Origin of the sequence: Candidatus Fokinia cryptica, from assembly GCF_034359305.1 — a bacterium.
Taxonomy (GTDB): Bacteria; Pseudomonadota; Alphaproteobacteria; order Rickettsiales; family Midichloriaceae; genus Fokinia; species Fokinia crypta.
Genome location: NZ_CP110343.1, coordinates 204114 through 229059, shown reverse-complemented (window position 1 = coordinate 229059; position 24946 = coordinate 204114). Strand labels below are relative to the sequence as shown.

The following is a 24946-nucleotide window of genomic DNA, read 5'->3' as shown; positions in this document are numbered from 1 at the left end:
CTAGACGTATTCTCTTGCGATTAGTTATATAATTTTATAAAAGCAATGGATACTCTTCTCGGAAGAGACACTAAGATTCCTGCACAATACTCACCACATGTATTGCATAAAGTTTCACGCTCATCCTCTAGAAAAGCGTTTTTAGAGAATTCTGAAGCAGCCAGAATCATTTTTGAAATGAATGGCTTCGATCTGTGGCGTTGCTACGAATTAATCTGGGTAGATAAGGACCACATTCCCGAAGCGTGTGTATTAGAATTCAGGTACGATGCTCAAAGCGAATTTATTTTGGAGTCTAAATCTTTAAAAATATATCTGTCGTCACTACGTAGAAGAACTTTTGAAGACAAGCAGGAACTAATTGAGACAATTTCTTATGATATTGGCTCTCTTTTAAAAACTGAAATTGCTATAAGGGTCTTTGAAGTTGACAACTGTACACAATTAACTCGATGTCATGGTATATGCCTAGATGAAAAAAAGAAAAAAAATAAAGATTATATTCTTAGCGAACTTCCAGAGAAAATATTCTATAGAAGGTGTGATTATATCATGCGTAGTGATACGAACGTAAATGTAGAAGAAATTCTATACACTAATACTTTTCAATCAAAGTGCCCTATTACTGAACAACCAGATCTCGCTACTGTGACAGTACATTACACAGGAGTAGAGCTAGATAAGGAAGCATTCGCAATATACCTGAATTCCTTTGCAGACCAAATAAACTTTCATGAATCTTGTATTGAGCAAATATTTGTTGATATATCTACAAAATACACAAGTGCACTCCTCGTATACGGAAATTATACAAGAAGGGGAGGAATTGAAATCAATCCATACAGAGCAAATTATCTTATTAATGATGCTTGTGTTAACAGAAGAGCACGCCAATAGTATTTGTAAGATTTATGTAAATATAATTTCGATTGCGATATATCATGATTTATACTACAGTTTTCGTGACTTGGTGCATATGCTAAAAGTTTCGCACAAAGCCACTCAACGTATGTGTCCTTAGCTCAGCTGGATAGAGCAAGTGCCTTCTAAGCACTAGGTCGGGAGTTCGACTCTCTCAGGACACGCCATATAAATGACTTTAGCGTAATCATTAGCATACCCCCTCAGGAGTCCCGTGTCATTTTTTTCTTGAGGTAATCCCATGCTTTGATGGAGAAATCCTTTGTTATATTGAAACCACTCTTTGCTACGTTGAAAGTACTCTTTGCTGCATTTTCTATTTTTGAAGGAAGTGCATAAAGTTCTTTTCCTACTACTTCTTCTACTTCATGCACTATCTGACCATCCCCATGCCCATATACACCCTTTGCAATCTCTGGAATTTTCGCTCCAAGTGCAGAAAAGAAAGTTACAGCATTACGCATGAGGGTAGCAACAGCAAGAAAACAAAATATCTGTAACATAATAAATAATCCAACTTGAGATTCAGCAGGATAATGAGCATCACTAAGAGCGGTATATCCATGGAGGATACATAGACCCCAAACACTCCAAATACATATTTTACAGACAGTAAAATTGAATATTACTGTTATTAGAAGAAATGTTATTACCTGCAGAAAAGATAGGGCACTAAAAATTAATACAATCTGAGACGCTACTCCAAACAAGTGTTTTATTGTACTCCAGAAAATTTTATTGGAAAAATCAAATAAAATACAAGATATAACAACTGGAGCGAAAATAAGTAATATAGCCATAATTGTTATTGCATACAGATACATCATTATAGCTTTCAACATCGACTCTATATAAATATATATCCCTATCATAAAGAGAATACATGCACAAAATGTGAGAAAACCTCTTAATAAGGATAATAATTTCAACATCGAACCCCATATAAAATGAAAAATGTAATCCAGATTATTGATTACAAATATTCCAGTATCACAAGAATTAACACATGATTCACATAATAAAAGATTTTCTAATAAAGACGCTCCGGAAGTAATATTTGTGACACTCAACATGCCTCCAAGAAATGGTTTTAAGAGGAAATCATAAAATAGCTTCCAACTGCTTGCACTAAATAAACACGCAATCGCAATAAATTTCGCTATATCTAAACTTACTTCTTTTGTAGTAACTTCAGACATGCCAACAAAAAACTTTAAAGCATGAATTACAATACTAAGTAATATGGAAAATCTGACTATCACTAGCATCATAGGATTTTGCACTATCCCTTCAAATAGTATCCCGACTGCTCCAGCTTCAGATGGAGCAACAGAGTTACCACTCCGTTTCAATATCTCAGCTCCTCCAAATAGCGTCTTAACGTATGCTGTTACAAAACGACAAATTGGCCCACCCTTCTTTGATGACTTAGATTCAGCAATAGAGCTCGGTTGTTGAGATAAAGACCCCGACTGTGAATCAAGCACTTTTGTGCTATTTTGCAAAACATCCCCACCTCCAGAACCCACTACTATAGCTTGTGATGATGCAACCTCATTAATTTGACCATTTTTAATATTCCGAACACTCTGAGTACCTTGTATTGTATACTGACCATTGAGAGGGCCATCCTTTACTGTGATAGTATCATAAACGTGACCATCTTTTATAGAAAGAGTTCCAGAATCATCAGTACCATTATATTCCACATCTTGCCCAAAACTAAAACTCTGACCGGCATATTTCTTCCAATTAAAATCTTTATTAGAATCTGTATCATCAGATGGTATTACAGTAACTCCTACAACATACCCGTTTGCAGCTAATGCATTCGGAGGAGCGCTTTCTACGGTCTGAAGATATGAACGAAAGCCATCAGAAATAGAACTTACGTTTATTCCATAAGCGTTTTTAGAAATTTGTTGAGCAATTAATGGGTCGCTGTTCGTATTGCCTCCATACCGAATTCTAAGAAATAAATAACCATTTTCTATTTCAGGAGGAATTGAGATGGTAGCCTCAGCATTAGTACCAGATTGCCACTGTACGGGCTTCCAGTTAGCAACTGAAATAGCATAACTTTCATCATCTTGAGATACTAGTCCAACGGGAATTATTGCATATTCTAATCCCGTACCGTTTGATAACACACAATTACCGCTAGAAATTACTACATAAAAGCCTCCTACATTATCTGTCCAATACACAGGATTTATGTCTTCAGAAGATTGATTAGAGGGTTCAAAATGTCTTAAACCAACTGCTAAAACCTGTTCTGAGTACTTGGAACCCAAATCTAAATATCCACTAAAACTTACAGCAGGAATTGCATTTCTATTATATCTAATATACAACGACTCTTCGTTTTCAAATTGACATCTTTGAGAATGCTTAGCGTGACTAATACAACTCAATATTTGACTGGATGGCATCATAGGCTCTTCGCGACATTTGCCTAAATAATCATATAAATAGGCATCCATATCTGCCACAACTCGCATACTGTTAGGATACTGTTTCGTGTAAATAGATCCTTGTAGCCCTGCAATAATTGGTGTTTTATCTTCACTTTCAAACTGTTCACTGTCAAACTCATATGTTGTGTGATCAGCATCGTCAAGCGTTATACTTACCTTGCTATTTTGAGTACCGATAGTACCACTATATGAGTTATCTCCATAATTTCCATTAAATGACGCAGTATCGTTTGATCCTTTTGTCACCCAAATACTTGCATTTTTTGTAGTACCATTTTCAGTAGCTGAAAAAGTATTATCAGTAGTATAGCCATTACTAGATTGTTCGAAAGTGTATGTATTTCCGTTTATCTTAGCTGTAGCAGCATATCTAGGTGTATATCTAAGCATAAAAGGATAACCAAAAACAGGCGATGAAGGAGCAGTATTATGGTATATCTCTAAAGAATTCAAGCCTTTTACAGCTGTAATATCATCACTAGTAGAAACAATGGATTCATCATGAAAATCACAAGATGTAGATACGCTAGTAACGGGAGTACTCTGAAAATTAAGTAACTCTTTTCTACCGAACATAGTAGAATCTAGTAAAATACTGTCAGTAAGTTCCCCTTCATCCCAACTACTCTGATTGTAATTGCTAGTAAGGTATAAAAATAAACTGTACTGATTATCATGATTTTTACATGAGTACGGATGCCATTGATTATTCGTATCTGCACCGTTTTCGGATCGAAACTGCAAATAATTACAGTCATATAAATAATTTCCGTAGTATTCTATTTTAAAAAAGCTATTATCCATCACAAATTGCCCTGTGAAATATGCACTAGCATTTCTAGCACTCCATACTTCGTGTCCCAAGTAGTAATCAGTGTTGATAGGCATTATTTCCGTTGTGGTTGTTTCATTCACAGAAGAACAAGATTTTTTATTTTTTTTCTTGCATTTCTTTTGTTGTTTTTGACACTTTTTTTTATTCTTTGCACTCTGACACGGATCATTAGTAGTAGTAATTGATTGTTTAGTAGCACAATCTCCAGGACCCTTACACCCTGCATATGCAGAATCATTAAAATCCCATCCACCAAGTGAATAGATAGAATATGGATTAGGAGAAATGTAACTTGTCTTAAATCCACACATCACAGGCTTACTTTCCATACCTACTTCTGTAATACCAACAGGATAACCTACTGTACTATCGTTATGTATTTCTAACTTAACTTGCTCTCCTCCATGTACCATCACCTCTGTATTATACGGATACGCTGCATTTAAGTCGTCTATCAAATACTTCTCATTATCATTATTGGTAGTAAATTTCTTCTTGTAAGTACTGCAAGTAGATTTAATTGCATTATTTGGAGCTACTAATTTTTGAGTCGTATATGGACTAGCATTACTACTATCATTATTTAATACCCTTATTTCAGATAGATAGTATACGACACCACTTTGGCAACTTATAATGCATTCTTGTATGGTATCCTGATTAGCTTCTATAATATTTATATTCTTTTGAATGTTTACATTCTTTTGTATTGCCTTATCAAAATCATCAACATCCTCCATAGTAATTCCATCTTGAGTATCATCTTGTATAGTAGATTTTAAATTTTCTGGAAGCGTAATACCATATAATGCAGCACACTCTTTCTGACATCTAGCCCAACATTTAAAACCTACAGCACCAACATAATGTAACTCTGTCATATCGTATTCGTTAATCAAATTACTCCACATTGGATTGTAAAATGAGTTGTCATAACTATACGTGCAACTTTTATAAAAATTTGATGGAGAGGCATTACACAAGCTAATGCAAAATAAAGAAAATACCGCAAGGTACAGCATAGCACTCCGAAGAGCTATCATAACACCAGTGAATTGCTCTAATGAATTCATATTATAATTACGGCTTTGTACTCTCATCTCTCAAATTTACTCAAATTATTTAAAGAGACTTTTGAAAAAGGCACTCGCCGCCTTACTTTCAGTATTACCAACAGGTTTCCCCATAGATTTAAAAGCACCGATCGTTTGTTGTGCTTTTATATCACCTACTGCAACATCACGTAATGATGCAACTCCAGTAAGCCCTTCTACGAAAGTAATCATAGAATCTGAAAAATAGTAAAATAGCATAGCCATTAACATCATATTAAACATTGGCGTTAACAACTGCCCCACTGCTTCTCGCTTCATTAGTGTAAAAGTGAAAACAAAAATTTGAGCTGTAGTGACAAAAGGCGCAACAGCTCTAGAAGGAGGAGTAGCACAATTCTGTAAAATGTTTATAGCTCCTGAATCAGATTTAACTACCGAATCAGCATTTTGAGCATTATCACTCTGACTTACCTTATGCATTGCACAAAAAACAGAAGTAATTCCTGTGCATAAACTATCTACATCAAGTAAAAGTTCTGAACCATTTGCTGTTGTAGCAGTTTGCATTTGAGCCTTAATCTGTGATGGAGATACACCATAAAAAATTGAATTCATACACGTCATAAATAACGCTATCAGCGCAAATAATACTCCAGGATATAAAGTGTATCCTATAATAAGCTTAGTAGCATGTTGCCCTATATCTCTAGTAGGCTCAAATAGGTAAAATGCACACCAGATCGGCATTAGTAATATCAGTATAGTAATAGTGAGCATTGATAGAATAAACATATGAGTAAATTTGAACGTCACCTGTAGTAAGAACACTAGATACATTAAAGTGACAATACTTAGTATAAACCCATTAATCCCAGCAAGTAGTCCGGCACTCACAAAAATAAAGACCAGCATCTGCAACAAAGAGTACTGACAACTACCAAAACTCATTAATATTGCCAAGGAACAATCTATAAAATCCCATACACTAAGATACACATATTGACCATTTCCAGGATATGGCACAGGAGTAGGATACAATACTTGTCCTGAAGATGGTGTAACTATAGTATCTCCATTAATTCCAGTAACATCAGATTTAATATCGATTCTATTAGGTCCAAGTAAATTCCTACCGTTATCAAGAGTACGGGTACACCATTGCATTGGATCGGTCAACTCTACCGACTGCATGAACATATTCGCTATACCATTCATAACATTCAGTATAACTTCATATAATCCTACACCCTGCCTTCCGTCAGCATCAGTAATGCTATTATACGGCATATAAAACCATACACTTCCTACTCCAAAATACCATGCTACTACTAATCTTGCTAAATATCCGAATGCTTGTCCTTTTGTGAGATGTTCTGGATGCACTAACAAGTTAAATCCTACAAATATTATATACAACACCATCACTACCAGAAAGGCATTCGTGAATTGCTCCTGTACTATCGCAAGAAATGATTCTTTTGGATTAGTAGGATTGACAAAAATCTTCACTAAAATTGTTTGTATGCATCCTACTACGGTACTCAAGATATGAAAATCTGATGATAAGAACATTGCTACTGAGTTTGCACTATTTGTGGAGTTTCCACTTTCCTGCATTCCAACCCCGAGAGAATTTAGATCTAACCTACCAGTAAGAAATGTCATACATATAGTATCCTTTAAAAAAGTCTCAAGACTCTCACTGATGTTTGGTGCTTCTATCGGAGGAGAAACTGTAGTCTCACCTATGATTATTGGTGGTAATCCATATCCTGCCATCTTTACTGCACGTAAAGTAACACGTCCATGTGCCATACTAAAATAAGCGCTTACTTTGTCCTGTGTTTTATATGCATTATTAATCTGATCATATGTTAATATTATTGTTTTATCTCCTTCCTGACTTTGCTCAGGAGATGGACAAGGTATATTAGTGTTTCTCTTTTTACGAGCCTTCAGATCCCATATCGGAATATTAACGTTTCTCACAACTATTATTTGAGGAAGTGCAAAATTAGCTGTTCCACCAGAAACAAGCATTACAGGCTGCAACAACGCAGTTATCTTTTCTGGAAGACGACGTAATACCGGATTCATACATTGAGGCATACCATCCATGCACCCATACATTGTTGATGCTTCATTTTGAGTAAGTGTTTTGCTTCGTATCATACTTAACAAGTGTAAACCACATTTACATTGATATAAGAATGGGACATCAAAAGCAGAAAAAAGTGCATCTCCTGACGTAGAAAAAAAGCTGTATTTCTTTGTACTAGAGTCTCGTCTACATTTTGCTCCCACCGCAAAATTAGCAAGATCTGATGGAATATTAACGTAGTAATTAGCACATATATTACAAATTTCTAGCACCAATCCACCAACACCAAGAAGAGCTAATTCACCTATTCCCGGAATAGCTATTGTCATAAGAGCTCCAATTATTAAAGGTATGAGTAGCGATGAGGTCATCATCGACTTTGCACTCAATAAAGACTTACTATTTTGACAATAATTTTGATTCTCCATTATTGCATATGGTATACACGTATTCTTTAATACTTCTTGCTTTGTTAAGTAGAGAGGTTTTTCTAATAAACAACTGTGAATTACACCTATCAAAGACATTATAAAATGATAGAACGAACTATCTGATATCAGTGGCTGATTCATAAATTGAATCACTCCACTATATCTAATAGTAGCTTCAGCTTTAGGTACTTCTACTACACTAAATGAGGATGCTAAAAGAAATATTAAAATTAACTTTTGCAAATATGAGAGCAACCTATTCATTATCTTGCATTTCCTTTAATCGCTTATAAAATCTTGGAAGCCAAATTTCAGGATCTGCACCGTATTTAGCAATTATCGAGTCTAGTATTAATACCGTTTCAGCTCTACCAGATAGCACAGAAACCACATCATCCATTCCATTTAAATCTATTTTTGCTACCACCGCATCATTTCCTTGTTTTATGAGAAAATATCTACTTCCTGGATCTGTCGCTTTAATAAGATTGTACTCTCGTTCAGTAAGCATAAATACAGTACGATATACGTCAGTGGCTTTTAAATTAGGTAGAAAAATTTGCGTTGCTGTTTGCTGCACTAATGTATCACTGATAGAACTTTTAGTAGCATCTTCCACACTTTGAGTTGCAAATACTATAAAAGCGTTCAATTTTCTTAAAACTTTCAACCAATCCTTTATCTTAGGAGCAAATACAGGGTTATCTATCAAAGCCCATGCTTCATCTAACACAATCATAGTTGGAGCACCATCTAGAGAAATATTAATTCTATGAAAGAGATATAATAATACAGGACCAAGAGCTTTTTTCTGCTTTAATACCTCCGCCATCTCAAATCCAAATACAGTTGCACTTGTAAAATCTACAACATCTTCATTGTTATCAAAAACCTTAGATAAAGCACCTTCTCCTATCCACATTTCAAGACGTCCTGCTAATGTACCAGGCCCACTAACACCAAGAAATGGAGCTATATTAGAAAGTTTTCTATCCTCCGGAGCTAATTTATAGGCACCTTCGATAGCACTTTGTAACTTGGAAATATCTTCAGCTGTAACTGTTTCTCCGTTAGATGTAACTAATTGCTGCAACCAATCAAGTAAAAATGCTCTATTTTCACCATTAGATGGTAATTTTAAAGGGTTAAAGCCACAAAATTTACCAGGATCAATCAATGTATACTTACCGTTTAAAGCTCTCAGAAATATTTCAGCCCCTCTATCTTTATCAAAGAAAAAAAGACGAGTTTTAAATCTCTGAGCTTGTGCAGCAAGGAAATTTAACATTACTGTTTTTCCGGCTCCAGTTGGACCAATTATCATTGTATGACCAACATCACGTAGGTGAAAATTAAAATAATAAGGAGTGCCCGATGTTGTATCTAGTACTGTTACAGCGTCTCCCCAATGATTATTTCTGAGCTTCCCTCTAGGGTAATTATGCATCGAACAAAATCCCGCAATATTATAGGTACTAACTATTGATTTACGCACTATAAAATCTATGTTTCCAGGCAATTGCCCCCAAAAAGCAGGTTCCATGTTTACACCTTCTCTCACACCCATAGCTCCTATGTTGCTAAGCTCTACAAGAGCTATAGATACGTTATCATCTAACTGTTTTAAAGATTCACCAAAGCAAGTAATGGTAAGATGGTGTAATCCAAAACTTATAGCACCAGTAGTAGCTTTATCTAGAGCTTCTGTAATTTCAACTATCTGAGAAAGTCCTTTATCTCCTGCTTGAATCATTCTATTTTGCTGGATTTGCATCTTACCAATCGTCATTTGTTTATTGGTAAACTGGAAGGATTGTGTAATTATAAATTCAAATGGTAGCTTTAAATAACGATCCATAATACCAGCCCAAGTTCTGGGACAATATTCTTTTAAACTTACAACTCCAGCATATTTAGTTGTATTATTGTCTTGTTTTATTTCTATATGTCTTTTTTTAAAGCTCAGTCTTTTATTTACCACATATTTCCCTAGATTATCCAAAACATATAGAATTTCTGTTTTCTGATCTCCATCTATCACTCTGGAAAAAAATGAAAAAGGCTCAGAATAATATCCACCATTTTTTTCCTTTATGCTTAATATTCTCGGACTATAATCTTTTAAAGTATTGACTATACGTTTTGTTGCATCATCAAGTTGCTCATAAGCTTCTGCTACCCTAAGTTTAAAGTTATCCTCTACATTTCCAGTAATTTTATCCAAGACAGAACTAGAAGTCTTTACAGATACTACTACTGCTATATACATGTCATTCATAAAAGCATCGTAATGCCTATATCTTTCCTGCCATTTTTTTTCTAACAACATAGCAAAACCATCTGGCATACTAGAATAGGAGCTCATTTCAAGTCCTTTTGATAGACTGCGAATCACATAAAAATAAAGAACAATGTTCTCATTCGCCATTCCTTTGAATAAGCTATTTCTGATATCTTTTTTAGAATCCAAAGCCTCATCATCTGCTGTTTCGAATGGAAAACCCGATAAACTTATAACCTTTATGAGAGAGTTATCATCTGTAATAATAGCTTCTTGATCTAAATGATTAGTATATTTTATAAATCCACTTGCTTGATATTCATTCTTGAATATCATCCAATTTGGGGCTTTTTTGGGAAAAAATTTAAACATAGAAGATATTTAATTAGGATCATATGAGTTACAGCCATGGTACATTCTATTTTTACTTCTCATGCATTTACTCACTTTCACTTGAAATAATTCAATGAATAACGGTTCTTTAGAGCAGAAATAATATCCTATACCATGCATCGGAATAATTCCGAATATAAATTTAAAGTCATGAGTTGCAGCAAATAAGCAGAAACATAGCATTACGTTTACTATCGCAAATACATAACTCACACCGAATAATAAAGTAGGTCGCGTTAAACCTAGAAAAAGTGAATCAGCTCTTATTTGGCCATTCATATTGAAGGAGTTTTATCCATCTTTAATAATTAGATGCAAAATCTCTTGTGCATGCAATAAAAAAATGACAGCCTATATAAAAAAGCTTCTCAATATGCAGAATAAAGCTTTCGGTACTATAAAAGAATCAAAGTTTGAAGAACTATATTCCATCATTGGTCAGATTTCTGACGAAATTGTTATTACCAAGGAAGGAGAGTTGATGCAAGCTATCAGCATAGAAGAACCTTCTCCCTTTGAACAAACAGAAACAGATTTCAAAACTTATATACATAACATGCTTCATAGTATGGAATTAGAGCATAAGAAAAATATTGCTATGTATATCTATTTAGTAAGAGATTATCAGGATTTAATAAAGCTAGTGTATTCAAATACAAATTCTAAACTTCCCGTTACTATTAGTAAAAATAATCAATTTGATCGTGCATTATGGAATAATCTCTACATCGTAATAGTACATAAAGGCATTAGAAACGTTTTCAGTACCAACAAATTTATAAATAGGGCAAAACTATTCCTATATAAGAAAACTGTAACAGAAGAATTTGAGCGACAATATAAACAATTTTCCGAAGTAGTGTCAAAACTTGTAGAAACGGTATCGCTTTATAAGCCTAAAAAATTAAAACTAAAACAGCATGATAATTATCAAGAGTCTGAATTAATAACTTTTTTTAATTATCTATTAACTTCTCAACATATTCCACATTATCTCGAATACAATGATATATTGTATGACAATCAAGCCAAGATTAGCGATCATTTAGATTATATTGTAATTGAATCTGATATTTTTCAAAAGAGATTCGTATCAACTCTCAATTTCAAATATCCATATCCGTTACATCGAGAGCATGTTAATACAATTTTAGAAATAGATACAAATTTTATCATTTGTGAAAGACTAATTTTTCCGGAACAGCATCAAGAATATTCAACTTTTCTAACAAATTTACAGAATCTTTACAAAATCACACAATCTACAAAGATGATGGAAATATCATCTATCAATCAAACTATAGATGAAATACAAGATAAAGGTGGATGCTGCATGATTCAAATTACTATTGTTGCACATGGAGAAAGCAAAGAAGAATTACAAGAAAAGCTTACAAAAATTCATACTAAACTTGCACAATTAGGAGTAACAACTCTAAAGGAAGATTTATATAATGTAAGCAATTTTCTTTCTTATTTTCCTGGAAATTCACATTATTTACACAGAGCGAATTTCAGCCCTATTAGCAACTCTATATTATTAGGCAATACAATATCACAAAGAGTTGGAAATTATAACGGTACAAGATTCGGAGCTCCATTAGCAATTTTGAAGAATATTAAAACACAACAGCCATTTTTCTTTGACATACTATCGTGCAATAAAGTAAAGCATACAGCCATTATAAAATCACCAACTGCAATTAACGATTCAAACTTAAAAGATCTGATAAAAGAATATATCGCAAACAATAAAATCGAATCATTTTCGATGTCCTTTAGTGAAAAAAAATATACAAGTAGTAAAGTGGCGCACTCACAGATAATCGAATTAATAAAAAGATATTTCCAAGGTGATTACTTAGAATCAGTTATTTCTTTGATATTTCAGAATGTAGATCTTTATGATGGTGATACTCAAAATGATGCAATAAAACAAATACACATCGCAATCTCTGCTACCACTCAAGAATACAATTTACGTAAACTGATAGACGAAATGAATGAAAGCACTAAAAGATGCTATTTAAAGCTTTTAGAGTACTACACTTTAATGAAAGATATTACTGAGCAAATTGCTACCGGAAACACAACAACGTTTGAAATACCACAATCGTTACTATCAGAAAATAGTACTGTAGGGTTCATATTTTTCTACGTGATACTAAGTGAATTATGTAATGTGCATACTCAAAATACAAAACCAAAAGCACTGTACATATCAGAAATATCTCCACTCCTAGCTCATCCATTCGCTGAAGAAATGATAAAAAGCCTTTTAAAGCAAATGATGTTATGTAATCTTTTTATAATTGGAGATTTAAATAATAAAGAAGCAATATATAGAACATCTCATAATAAGAATCCTATTATAAAATCTTTCAGAACGCGAATATTAATAGGAGATGAGCATTTTCCTAAAAAGTATAAGCAATCTCTTGGTATAACGAATGAAACAATAGAAGAAGTCCGTAATATGAGTAAAATAGAAAATAGTATACTCATCATTCAAGATGATATGTTAACGTTTTCAACAATTAATATTGGAAAATAGGAAGTGTGATCACGTAGAGACTGGAAAAATATCGATATAAGTCCTCGTGATCAGCACATTTATCATAATAACAAAATTATCTTGATAATTCAATACATTATATTAAATAAAAGTAAAAATACTATCTAATAATGAATGCAATACACTTCAATTTACTATCAATTTGAAATAGCGTTTCTTTCCTACAGAAAGAATGCACTTCTCTTCTATCACATGTTTTTTTAGCAAATTATACAACTCATCTTTAACGGTAATATTATTTATCTTTACTCCTCCTCCTCCGATGAGTCTCTTAGCCTCCCCTATAGATGACGTTATACCAATTGAGGCCATCACGTTACACAATGGAATGCTTTCATTTTCAGAAAAATCTATCTTAAAACTTTGCACATCATCGAAATTCTTTTTTTCATATATAGCTAAAGCTTTTTCATGGGCTTTTCTAGCTTCTTCTGCACCATGACATATTGTGGTAACTGCATTTGCAAGTAAGATTTTTTGTTGATTTACATCATTAGCATCACAAATTTCAGATATTTCCTCTAAACTCATATAAGTATATAACTGCATAAATTTTTTCACATCTTTATCATCTACACTTCTCCAAAATTGCCAAAAATCATATGGACTCTTCATATCACTATTCAACCATACAGCTCCTTCTGCAGTTTTACCCATCTTTGCACCACTAGCATTAGTAATAAGTGGAGTTGTAATACCGTACATGGTGCTAATGCCAGAAACTTTTTTCGCAAGCTCTATCCCTGCAATAATGTTACCCCACTGCTCTGAACCACCGAATTGTACCTTACAATCGTACTTCTTATTCAATTCCAGAAAATCATATGCTTGTAATAACATGTAATTAAATTCAAGAAATGAGAGCGGTTGTTCCATCTCAAGTCTTCTTTTTACATGTTCAAACGAAAGCATTCTATTAACTGAAACATATTTTCCATAATCTCTCAAAAATTCTATATATCTCACATCAATTAACCAATCTCTATTATCTACTATAATGAGATCGCCTTTATCTTTTTGCCGGAAAATACCATCTCTTTCTTCATCTATCCCAAAAAAACGAAGAAGATTGGCTCTGATAGAGTGTTTATTACTAAGAATTTCCTCATATGACATCATACGCCTCATCTCTGTTTTATCAGAAGGATCACCAATCAAAGTCGTTGCGGTGCCTAGTACTATTATCACATTATGTCCTGCATTTCTAACATGTGACAACAGCATTAATTGCACCAAACTACCTATGTGCAATGACTTTGCTGTACAATCAAATCCTATGTATCCAGTAGCAATAGATTCTGAAAAAAGATCTTTAGTAGCACCAAGATCGGTAGATTGATATATGAATCCACGTTTCTCTAAAGATAAGATAAGGTCATTCATTTTGAATTATAAAATTTATGCGATATTTTAAATATGATACCATCCTCACTATGAACATCCAATTCTTCGTATTTTACTCCTTTATATCGTTTCTGCAAACTGTTTACTATCTCCGCAATAGTTACGTCAGGTGTAGATGCCCCTGCGGTAATTCCTATATCTATCGGTTTATTCATACATTTTCTTATATATAAAATCGTATCGTAAAGAGCTTCTAATCTCTCAAGTGAATCAATGAGAAATGTCTTTTTATTATAGTATGAACCTACCTTCACTAAACTATTGGAATTAGAGCTAATAGCAGAACCTATAACAAGAATCACATCTACAACTTCTATAAGTTTTTTCACTCCATCTTGTCTATTTTGTGTTGCATAGCATATATCTACACCTTGTTCTTTTTCCACACTAGAAAAACGTTTTTCCAAAATCTTCACTATTTCTTGAGTTTCATCCAAACTAAGAGTAGTTTGGGTAATATATCGCACATTTGTATTACTTATACTGAGGCTTTTTGCATCATCTATAGAAGATATTATATGATAACGTACATACTCTGGTATACGACCTATAGTACCTATAATTTCTGGATGCTTAGCAGATCCTATTACTATTAGCTCATATGTTTCGGAATTTGATATTTTCTCTACCTTTTTATGAACTTTCTTCACTAATGGGCACGTCGCATCGATAATACGTAACTTTCTCTCTTCAGCTTTCTTTTCAACTTCTTTACTGACACCATGAGCAGAAAATACAACATTCGAGCTATATGGTACTTCCTCTATATTTTCTACAAAAATTACTCCCCTCTTTTCCATATCAGCAACAACTCTCTGATTATGAACAATTTTATGCTTTACATATAATGGTGTTCCATACATCTCTAAACATTTATCTAATATCTCTACCGCTCTTCTTACACCTGCACAAAATCCACTCGGTCGTGCAAGAATTACTTTATTAACAACTTTTCCTATCATCAAAGGACTGCAATATATATCTTAAAGCCGTATATCTTTTAGCTGCATCAGCACGTTTTACCCCAATCGCGAATGCTCTCTTCTGTCCTACAAAAATCGCTATATCCTTTACCCTAGTAAGTGCAGTATATATCAATCTCCTTTCTAGCATAACGTGATGTTGCATCATAACAGGTATAATTGCAGCTCTATACTCTGAACCTTGAGATTTATGTATTGTAATTGCATAAGCAAGACTAAGTTGTTCTAACTCTGCCCTTTTATAAGTAACCTTCCCTCTTTCCTCAAATAGCACACGAACTTCTTTTTGTTGTGCATCTATCTCTTCGACCACCCCTATCTCTCCATTAAATACTTTTTTGTTATAATTATTTTCTATTTGCATCACTTTATCTCCAACTTTATACGTATAATTTAATCCTTTTACGTATTCCTGCGTCCGATTCAATTTTTCCTGCATAACTACATTGAGGGCTCGTACCCCAGCTTCTCCTTTTTGCATTGGAGATATAACTTGAACATTATCTATAATATACCTGAAATTTTGTTTCCTCATTTCATCACTATCTTCCAGTTTAAATAAAAGGCGTAACATATTGCCTTGAATTAAATTCACTACCGTATTCGGTATATTTTCTGGAAATTCTTCTTCAAAAAATACTACATCACCACCCTGACATACCGCAGTACCAGCTTGAAAGCTCGGCACCGTACCGTTTTTGATCATGTGAGCATATTGTACTATCTTACTATGTTCTACTTGTCTGAAAATTTTCTCCAGATAAGCAACTTTTATCACATTAGATGTAATCATATCATTCAAAACTTGACCTGCTCCTACTGATGGTAGCTGTTCTACGTCTCCTACAAATACTACAGTAGTATCCGGTGAAACTGCTTTTAATAGAGCATACATCAGTCTTATATCTACCATTGAGCTTTCGTCTACTATGATTAAATCACATCTCAATTGTTTCTCCTCGTTATATTTGAAAGCACCAACCAAAGGATCGAATTCGAGTAATCTATGAATTGTAGTAGCATTTTCACCTGAAGATTCTGTTATCCTCTTAGCTGCTTTACCGGTTGGAGCTACAAGCTTTATTTTTATATCAGATACCTGTTGCTTAGCTGCTTTAATAACGGAAAAAATAAGTTGAGTCTTACCAGTACCAGGTCCTCCCGTAACAATAGAAAGTCTATGTTCAAATATATTCTTGAAAGCATCCTTTTGCCCATCTGATAGCTGTACATTAAATGCTTTCGATATAAAATCTAATCCTTCTTCTACATCCAAACTCTGCATCCTATTTTTCACATTACTACGAGCAATCTGTACAAGCCTGCGAGCTATCCCATTCTCCATATGGTAGTATACGGGAAGCATTATAATACTTTGCACATCATTTCCGGTATCATATAGATGCCGCTTAAATTCAGCTTCATCTTCTATTTTTTTACCACTGGAATAAAATGAATACTCAAATAGAAAAAGTTGCTTCTCCTTTAGTAAAGTCATGAGCGCTGAAAGAACTTCTTCAGAAGATACATCTAAAGTTGCAGTACTCTTGTTTACTAAAGTATTAACATTTACCCCAGAAGAACCTTCAAGTCCAAATTCAGATATCGTATGAATAATACCTGCCATTATTCTTTCTTTAGAATTCTTAGCAATTCCAAAATTCCCAGCTATCTTATCAGCACTCAAAAAACCAACACCTTTAATTTCTCTTGCAAGTCTATAAGGATTTTCTGAAATTACTTTTTCACAATTCGCTCCATATCTCTGAATGATTTTTGATCCAATATACGGAGGAATACCATACCGATGAAAAAACACTACTCTTTCGTATTCATGCTTATTTTCCATAAAACAATCATGTATAATTTTTGCTTTACTTAGGCTAATCCTCGGCACTACAGTTAATTTTTCATAATTGAACTCTATTATCTTCAAACTCTCTTCACTAAAGATTTCGTATATCTTCTGTCCAATCTGTGTACCGACACTTTTTAGTATGCCAGAACATAGATATATCTTCACCGAAGAGTCAGATTTTATTTCTCTACGTGGTATTGAAAACATACTTGTTTTACGAATCGGTTAAAGTATCACAAGCATATCAATTTTTCATCACTTGCCTAGCATCAGTTTAGCAAAATGTATCACTCTCACAAGAGTGAATTAGCTGATATATTAATTTTTTACTTCATATATGCTCTCTGATACTACTCATAAGAGCATTGTAATAGTGCAAATTATGTATCGTTAATAATATTCCGCCAAGCATTTCCTTCGCTTTAAAAAGATGGTGTAAGTACCCGTTTGTGTAATGCATACATGTATAACAATTACATTCCAGATCGAGATTGCCACGATCTGATGCATATCTCGCATTCCTAATATTAAGTTGCCCCATACTGGTAAAAGCCCTCCCGTTCCTACCACACCTACTTGGCATTACGCAATCAAACATATCTATTCCTCTTTCTACCGCTCCAATAATATCGGCAGGAGTTCCAACGCCCATTAAATATCTTGGTTTATCTTCTGGCAAACACTCTACAGCGTAATCCAATACAGAAAACATCTCTTCCTGACTTTCGCCAACAGCTAATCCTCCTACTGCATATCCATCAAATCCTATATTTACAAGTTGCTTTGCAGATTCTCTTCTTAAATCTTCATATAAACCTCCTTGCACTATCCCAAAAATGCCGTATCCTTTACGTGGTTTATATGACTGTTTAGAAAGCTCAGCCCACTTAGTAGAACGATTCATTGCAGCTTCTGCTACCTGATATGTTGCGGGATTATGAATACATTGATCTAACACCATAGTAATATCACTACCAAGCATGTATTGAATTTCTATTGAGCGAGCTGGTGTTAAAACGTATTGTGTACCATCAATGTGAGATCTAAATATTGCAGCATCATCAGTAAGCTTACATAATTTGCTTAGTGACATAATTTGAAAACCTCCAGAATCAGTAAGTATAGGCTTATCCCAGTGCATAAATTTATGCAATCCGCCAAATTCTTGGACTCTTTCAGCAGAAGGTTGCAACATCATATGATAGGTATTAGCAAGTATAATTTGAGCACCAGTTGCTTCTATATCTTCTTTTTTAAGACCTTTTACGGTACCCTTAGTTCCCACTGGCATAAAACACGGAGTTTCTATTATTCCATGAGCAGTTTCTATTCTTCCAACTCTTGCCTTACCTCGCTTAAGATATACGGTATCTCCATTAAGTTTCAGAGTACAACCATTTCTTTGTAACCTATTACTTTCACTTTTACGAAAGATTGAGAAATTCAACACTACTCTAAATTAGGTTTATGATTTTACGAATGATCATGTTATTACATATGATGTGAACTGTATCAATAACAGCATGAGGTATCTTGATAAAAGAATTACAAATAATCATGTTTTATTTCTATTAATAAGCTTTAGTATGCATTATGAGTCTCATACCTTTAATAGAAGTAGTAAAAAAATTAGAAAAAGAACTCAGAAAATATAACAGAGCATACTACGTGCAGAACAAATCACTTATTTCCGATATCGAGTATGATGAAAAGAAAAAGAAATTAACTCATTACTACGAGATGCTGTTCAAAATGCTTGATGAAGTGCCAGAAGTTTCGAGTTTAAGAGCAGATTACAAAGAAATGATAAAAGAGATGTATGATAATGGAGTCATGAATACAATAGGATTTCTTACAAATAAAGGATTTCAGAAAAAATCTCATACCAAACAAATGTATTCATTAAATAATGTATTTGATCCCAAAGAATTGAGTGAATGGTTGCAAAGAATAGCTTCGATATTAAAAAAAAGCTCTCAAGATACTGCTCTGCTATATCCTATATGTTGTGAAACGAAAATAGATGGCTTGTCATTTAGTGCATTATATAAAGATGGAAAATTAATACATATTCTTACTAGAGGTGATGGAATGAATGGAGAAGACGTCACAAGAAATGTAGATTTAATTGCAGAATTCCCTTTATCATTAGATGGCATTGAAGCTCTTAATTACCAAGAATTTGAAGTGCGAGGAGAAATTTTTATACATAATAGCATTTTCGAAGAAATTAATGATTTTCTGAAAAAAAACGGAGAAAAGCCTTTTTCTACAACGAGAAATGCAGCATCAGGAATATTAAGGCAGTTAAAGAACAGACTAAAGTATGATAAAATGCTATCATATCGAGTATGGGGTAGCAGTACGTTGCATGAGGAAAAAATGCATTACACTGAAGTAAGAGAATATCTAAACAAAGTAGGATTTAACATTATTTCAGAATTCAAAATTGCGAATAATATGGATGAAGTGCAGGATTTTTATAATAATATTCTTGTTTCACAAAATAACGGAAAGATCTCATATAATGCAGATGGGATAGTGTGTAAAGTAAATAACCTTAGAGTACAAGATGAACTAGGATATACTGCTACAGCACCTAGAGGTGCAATAGCATACAAATTCTCATCGGATTCTTATAAAACAAAACTATTGGACATAGTGATACAAATGGGAAAATATGGAAATCTTACACCAATTGCAATAATTGAAGCAGTAACAATAACAGGTACAACTATTACAAAAGCAACCTTGCACAATTTTGCAGAAATCGCAAAACGCGATATTAGAATAGGAGATATCATCACCATTAAAAAGTCTGGTGGCGTAATACCATGCATTTGCGATGTACTATATTCCGAAAGAAATACAAAACAAGAACTATCTAAATTTCAAAGCATAACAAAATGCCCATTCTGTAAAAGTTCACTGGTGAGTGAAACGGATGCATCATTGACTTGCTCAAACAACTCATGTCCCGAAAGGATTATACAAATGATGATACATTTTGTAAGTAAAGATTGTATGAATATAGGAGGAATTGGTAAAAAACAAATAAAGCAATTGCATCAAGCTGGTATTATAAAAGACTTTACCGATATACTGAAAATCGCAACTGATACGTCAAAAGTGGAAAGTATATTGCAACTGAGCGGTTGGCAAGAAGAAAGCGTTCAGAATCTTATATATTCCATAAAGAAATCTTATAATGTGACATTTTCTCACTTTATATTTTCACTTTGTATTCCACATATCGGCAAGGAAACTGCAAAAATTATCGCTTCTCAATATTCTTCATTAAATGAAATAATGAAAGCAATTGCAGAAGGTGAATTAATAAGTATGAAAGGAATAGGTAAAAAAACGATTAATTCTATAGAGGATTTTTTCACCGATCAAAGGAATTTAAAACTTATTACATCACTGTTAGAGATCATAAAGCTGAATTGATATAAAAAAAACAAAATATAGTAAGTAAAGTATAGAAATTAAATGACGCTACTATTCTCAGTAATACTCTAGCAATTACTTTTTCCTACGCAAAAACGAAGGTATATCAAAGAAGTCTTTCTTTCTGGGACGAGCATCTGACACAGATATCTCTTCCATTCTTTTTATGGAATCAAAATCATTTTTCTCAGGCTCTTTCTCATCAAAGTTATTTGTACTACTTTCCACCTCTTTTTCTGTATGTACTTTTCTTTCATCACTCTCCTTTTCATTCTGAGTAGTACTAGAAAGATTTTTGAATAATTCATACTTTTTAGGTGGTGTAAACAGAGTATTATTCGTATTACGTAAAGGAGAACTATGTTTATCACTCGGCTCTTGAAGAGTATTGGTATTGTGCTGTTGCTCCACATTATACATAGCGTGACTCTCAGATGTTGAAATTCTATCAGCACCACCTTCATACTGGTGTGACTTATTCGCAATACTATCTATTGTAACCTTTAGATTTTGTTGCGAATCTGTTTTATGGAAAATACTATCATGTTGTATCTGATTCCAAGAAACATTATGATTATTCAACTTAGCATGTTGCGAAGAGCTTTTTTGCTTTAAATCAATCTTATGATCTAATCCGGTTGCTATAACGGTTACGCTAAGTACATCTTTTTTATCGTTATTATACACCGCACCAAAAATCAATAAAGCATCTGGAGATCTTTCTTTTACCCTATTCACAACTTCATCTATTTCAAAAAGTGTCATATTATTCGCTCCAGTAACGTTTACTAGTATTCCTTGTGCACGCTCCATCGTCGTATCATCTAGAAGCGGATTATGTATAGCCTGTTCCGCCGCAACACTACCTCTATTTTCTCCACTCGCTTCTCCTACACCTACCATAGCTCTTCCCTTAAACGACATTACAGACTTCACGTCGGCAAAATCTAAATTAATTAGACCTTTTTCTTTTATGAGACCCGTTATTGAACGTAATGTATGTTTCAAGATTTCATCAGAAAGAGCACAAGCATCTTCAAAAGTAGTCTTATCCGTAGCAATTCTAAACGCATTCTGATTCGGCATTACTATCATAGAATTAACATACGGTTCTAACGCGTCAATACCAGCCTCTGCAACCCGCATTCTTCTACTACCTTCAAAATCAAACGGTTTCGTCACCATAGCAACAGTGAGTATATTTTTAGAATGTGCAATCTGAGCCACTACTGGAGATGCTCCTGTGCCTGTCCCACCACCCATTCCACTCACTATAAATAACAAACGAACACCGTTAAGTATATTTTGTACATCATCCATTGATTCCTCTGCTGATACTCTTCCAACTTCAGCATCTGCACCAGCACCTAATCCCATAGTAATCTCGGGACCTAATTGTATACGATTAGGACATTTCGACGTTTGTAATGCTTGTGCATCAGTATTTGCTATGCAAAATTCTATACCAGGTATCTCCGCATCAAGCATTCTTTCTACAGCATTACTGCCAGCACCTCCGATACCAAGTACCAAAATCTTGTCATCAAGCTTAAAGCCACTATCAGAATTTTCTATTTTTTTGCTCAACGAAGAGGTTCTACGAATGTTTGAGTTCATGGTATATATCGAACTTTATTATATCTGAAATGTTACAAAAAACACAAAAAATTGCAATCTCAAATATCGTACTTTGATACTCTTATCTTTATACTGATGATTTTTCATAAATTTCCGTTGCTCTCTCTATCACAGATTTCGGTATACCAGCAAGTCTTGCTATATGTAATGCATACGAATGTTGTGCGATACCCTCTGATATTTTATGCATAAATACTATTTTATTATTACATTCTGTTACATCCATTTTATAAGATCTTGCCTTTTCCAGAATTTTTTCTAATTCTCCCAATTCATGATAATGAGTAGCGAATATAGTTTTAGCTCCTATCTTTCCGTGTATATGTTCTGTTATAGCTCTAGCAATGGCCATACCTTCCCTAGCAGATGTACCACGCCCTACTTCATCGAGTAATATAAAAGATCTTTGAGATGCATTTTGCAATATACGTGCTGTCTCTAGCATTTCTACCATAAATGTAGATTCTCCATTTGCAATATTATCACTCGCTCCTATTCTTGACATAATACTATCTACAAGTCCTATTACAGCACTTTTAGCTGGTATAAAACAGCCTATTTGAGCCATAATGACAATAAGTGCATTTTGCCGTAAAAATGTACTTTTACCGGCCATATTAGCTCCAGTAATAATTTGGAAATTAGTATTCTCATCGAAAATACAGTGATTTGAAGTACAATTCTCAGCTAGAAGAACATCCAATACTGGATGCTTTCCATCATAAATTAGTAAATCAAAATCATTTATCATAGTCGGTCTGACATAATTTCTGCATTTTGCTAAAAATGCAAAGGACGTCATTACATCGATCTTTCCAATAACTGAAATACACACCGCTATATAATCAATTCTGTCCGTAATTGCTAAACGTATATTTTCAAATATCTCTTTCTCCATAGCATCAATCTTGCTTTGCACACTAAGAATTTCTATCTCTAATTCCTCTAATTCAGCAGTTTTATAGCGCACAACATTTGTAAGTGTATGCTTTTTTACAAACATAGTACCAGAAATCTTACTAGACTGAGACAAAGTGATATCAACACAATAGCCGTAAATGTTACTTTTGGAGATTTTCAAGTTACTAATACCGGTTAATTGAACATATTTTCTCCTTAAATCATCGATTTTATTACTTGCGTTATTTCTCAAATCATACAAAGCATCCAGTGGAGCATGATATCCTCTTTTTACAAATGAACTGTGATCAGTAACTTCCAATACTACCTGAGTAAGAGCACTATTCAGAATATTCAATAAATCATCGAATGATATCATTTCTTCCATTATTACTCTAATTTTCTTGGATAACTCCTCTCTTTCTACGTAATGAAAAATTTGCAGAGCTACACTCAAACCATCACGCATACTCATAAAATCTTTTACAGCACATCTACCAGCTGTTATCCTAGTAGCTACCCTCTCAATATCTGTCATTTGCTTTAATAATCCTCTGATATTATTGGTTGCTTCCACGTTTTCCAGGAACACTTCTACTACATCTAAACGAGCATTAATTACATGAAGTTCCTTCGATACTGTTCTAAGATAAGTTTTTAGAAGACGCTTTCCGATGCTAGAAACAGTATAATCTATTACAGAAAACAACGTATTACCCTCATTGACACTATCTTCTATCTCTAAATGCTTTCTCGTTGCAACGTCTATTTTTACAAAAATGTTATCATCTCTTTTTTTTGGTAAATTTAGTTGCGGTATATGTTCTTTTTGAGTGAATTTGATATATTCCAGTAGCACACCTATAGCAATAATCTCATGTTCATCAAAACCGAAAGAAGAAGATACGGTAGGAAGATTATATACGTCCTTCATAACTTCTATTGCTCTGTTATAGCTAAATAAAACATCAGGTCTTCTGGTAATGACTTTATTAGAACTATAAAGATGCAATGCTTCTCGTATCCATTCACATTTTTCTGCAACTTTATCTGCACACAGTAATTCTATAATTCTAAATTCATACAAGTAATTCATAAAATCCTTTCTCTGACCTTTAATAATAGAAAAATCAACAGTACTAAGATCAAGAACAGCTAAACAAAATCCTTCATCGCTATTACCACCATGCTTACATAAATGAACAGATGCAATGTACTTATGTGTCACATCATTTTCCATTTCTTCTTCGAAAAAAGTACCTTGGGTGATCACCCTCACAATTTCTCTCTTTACAAGAGTTTTCATACCTCTTTTTTTAGCTTCCTCAGCAGTCTCTAATTGTTCACAAATAGCTACCTTATAACCAGCTTTAAGTAACTTCTGTATATAAAAACTGCTTGAATGATATGGAACACCGCACATCGGTACATCAATTTCGTCGCACTTACCACGCTTTGTAAGTACTATATTGAGTACTTTTGCAGCAATAACTGCATCTTCGAAAAATAATTCATAAAAATCACCCATTCTGTAAAAGAGCATATATTCATTATTAGCTTTCTTGATGGCGAAATACTGCATCATCATCGGTGTAACCATAGCTTTATTGCTAATCATTTCGTTAACAATTCGAATGTTATCAT

General features: G+C 33.8%; 13 protein-coding genes and 1 tRNA gene. 4 read left to right on the top strand and 10 right to left on the bottom strand.

Annotated elements, in window-relative coordinates:
- The first annotated feature begins 45 nt into the window (after positions 1 to 45).
- Together Fokcrypt_RS01075 and Fokcrypt_RS01070 are read left to right on the top strand one after the other, a co-directional pair.
- Entirely contained in the window at positions 46 to 897 is an 852-nt protein-coding gene (locus Fokcrypt_RS01075) for a hypothetical protein (protein ID WP_323722359.1), read from the top strand.
- 114 nt (positions 898 to 1011) lie between these two features.
- A tRNA-Arg gene (locus Fokcrypt_RS01070) sits at positions 1012 to 1088 on the top strand.
- 36 nt (positions 1089 to 1124) lie between these two features.
- Here Fokcrypt_RS01070 and Fokcrypt_RS01065 read toward each other — a convergent pair.
- From Fokcrypt_RS01065 to Fokcrypt_RS01050, 4 genes are read right to left on the bottom strand one after another with little or no spacing between them, the layout of a single operon-like run.
- Positions 1125 to 5306 (bottom strand): TrbL/VirB6 family protein, encoded by a 4182-nt coding sequence (locus tag Fokcrypt_RS01065; RefSeq protein ID WP_323722358.1) that lies wholly within the window; start codon positions 5304 to 5306, stop codon positions 1125 to 1127.
- 45 nt (positions 5307 to 5351) lie between these two features.
- Positions 5352 to 8084, bottom strand: coding sequence for a type IV secretion system protein (locus Fokcrypt_RS01060; RefSeq protein WP_323722357.1), 2733 nt, complete (start codon positions 8082 to 8084; stop codon positions 5352 to 5354).
- Entirely contained in the window at positions 8077 to 10473 is a 2397-nt protein-coding gene (locus Fokcrypt_RS01055; RefSeq protein ID WP_323722356.1) for a VirB4 family type IV secretion/conjugal transfer ATPase, read from the bottom strand. Before Fokcrypt_RS01055 ends, Fokcrypt_RS01060 begins: the two co-directional genes overlap by 8 nt.
- A 9-nt stretch (positions 10474 to 10482) precedes the next feature.
- Positions 10483 to 10773: a VirB3 family type IV secretion system protein gene (locus Fokcrypt_RS01050; RefSeq protein WP_323722355.1), complete on the bottom strand. Its 291-nt coding sequence runs from the start codon at positions 10771 to 10773 to the stop codon at positions 10483 to 10485.
- A gap of 64 nt (positions 10774 to 10837) precedes the next feature.
- On the opposite strand from Fokcrypt_RS01050, the gene Fokcrypt_RS01045 reads away from it, so the two are divergent.
- The gene (locus tag Fokcrypt_RS01045; protein ID WP_323722354.1) at positions 10838 to 13048 is read left to right on the top strand and encodes a VirB4 family type IV secretion/conjugal transfer ATPase; all 2211 of its coding nucleotides are present in this window, start codon (positions 10838 to 10840) and stop codon (positions 13046 to 13048) included.
- A gap of 147 nt (positions 13049 to 13195) precedes the next feature.
- Here the strand turns inward: Fokcrypt_RS01045 and tyrS are convergent, their stop codons facing one another.
- From tyrS to tgt, 4 genes are all read right to left on the bottom strand, one after another.
- Positions 13196 to 14452, bottom strand: coding sequence for a tyrosine--tRNA ligase (gene tyrS, locus Fokcrypt_RS01040; protein WP_323722353.1), 1257 nt, complete (start codon positions 14450 to 14452; stop codon positions 13196 to 13198).
- On the bottom strand, positions 14449 to 15435 hold the full coding sequence (ispH, locus tag Fokcrypt_RS01035) for a 4-hydroxy-3-methylbut-2-enyl diphosphate reductase (protein ID WP_323722352.1): 987 nt from the start codon (positions 15433 to 15435) through the stop codon (positions 14449 to 14451). Before ispH ends, tyrS begins: the two co-directional genes overlap by 4 nt.
- Positions 15416 to 17521 carry an SF1B family DNA helicase RecD2 gene (gene recD2, locus Fokcrypt_RS01030; protein ID WP_323722351.1) on the bottom strand — a complete coding sequence of 702 codons (2106 nt, stop codon included), beginning with the start codon at positions 17519 to 17521 and terminating at the stop codon, positions 15416 to 15418. The genes ispH and recD2 overlap by 20 nt, the downstream gene beginning before the upstream one ends.
- 124 nt (positions 17522 to 17645) lie before the next feature.
- Positions 17646 to 18701: a tRNA guanosine(34) transglycosylase Tgt gene (tgt, locus tag Fokcrypt_RS01025; RefSeq protein ID WP_323722518.1), complete on the bottom strand. Its 1056-nt coding sequence runs from the start codon at positions 18699 to 18701 to the stop codon at positions 17646 to 17648.
- 206 nt (positions 18702 to 18907) lie between these two features.
- On the opposite strand from tgt, the gene ligA reads away from it, so the two are divergent.
- On the top strand, positions 18908 to 20764 hold the full coding sequence (ligA, locus tag Fokcrypt_RS01020; protein ID WP_323722350.1) for an NAD-dependent DNA ligase LigA: 1857 nt from the start codon (positions 18908 to 18910) through the stop codon (positions 20762 to 20764).
- 75 nt (positions 20765 to 20839) lie between these two features.
- On the opposite strand, the gene ftsZ is transcribed toward ligA, so the two are convergent.
- Together ftsZ and mutS are read right to left on the bottom strand one after the other, a co-directional pair.
- Complete coding sequence (ftsZ, locus tag Fokcrypt_RS01015) at positions 20840 to 22351, bottom strand: cell division protein FtsZ (protein WP_323722349.1); 1512 nt, start codon at positions 22349 to 22351, stop codon at positions 20840 to 20842.
- 118 nt (positions 22352 to 22469) lie between these two features.
- Entirely contained in the window at positions 22470 to 24920 is a 2451-nt protein-coding gene (gene mutS, locus Fokcrypt_RS01010; protein ID WP_323722348.1) for a DNA mismatch repair protein MutS, read from the bottom strand.
- Positions 24921 to 24946 lie beyond the last annotated feature (26 nt).

What these genes read in the sequence shown, in the direction of transcription:
- ligA (WP_323722350.1), top strand. Translation starts at nt 18,908, where the DNA reads ATGAGTCTCATACCTTTAATAGAAGTAGTAAAAAAATTAGAAAAAGAA.
- Fokcrypt_RS01075 (WP_323722359.1), top strand. Translation starts at nt 46, where the DNA reads ATGGATACTCTTCTCGGAAGAGACACTAAGATTCCTGCACAATACTCA.
- Fokcrypt_RS01045 (WP_323722354.1), top strand. Translation starts at nt 10,838, where the DNA reads ATGACAGCCTATATAAAAAAGCTTCTCAATATGCAGAATAAAGCTTTC.
- tyrS (WP_323722353.1), bottom strand. Translation starts at nt 14,452, where the DNA reads ATGAATGACCTTATCTTATCTTTAGAGAAACGTGGATTCATATATCAA.
- mutS (WP_323722348.1), bottom strand. Translation starts at nt 24,920, where the DNA reads ATGATTAGCAATAAAGCTATGGTTACACCGATGATGATGCAGTATTTC.
- ispH (WP_323722352.1), bottom strand. Translation starts at nt 15,435, where the DNA reads ATGATAGGAAAAGTTGTTAATAAAGTAATTCTTGCACGACCGAGTGGA.
- Fokcrypt_RS01065 (WP_323722358.1), bottom strand. Translation starts at nt 5,306, where the DNA reads ATGAATTCATTAGAGCAATTCACTGGTGTTATGATAGCTCTTCGGAGT.
- recD2 (WP_323722351.1), bottom strand. Translation starts at nt 17,521, where the DNA reads ATGTTTTCAATACCACGTAGAGAAATAAAATCTGACTCTTCGGTGAAG.
- Fokcrypt_RS01050 (WP_323722355.1), bottom strand. Translation starts at nt 10,773, where the DNA reads ATGAATGGCCAAATAAGAGCTGATTCACTTTTTCTAGGTTTAACGCGA.
- Fokcrypt_RS01060 (WP_323722357.1), bottom strand. Translation starts at nt 8,084, where the DNA reads ATGAATAGGTTGCTCTCATATTTGCAAAAGTTAATTTTAATATTTCTT.
- Fokcrypt_RS01055 (WP_323722356.1), bottom strand. Translation starts at nt 10,473, where the DNA reads ATGTTTAAATTTTTTCCCAAAAAAGCCCCAAATTGGATGATATTCAAG.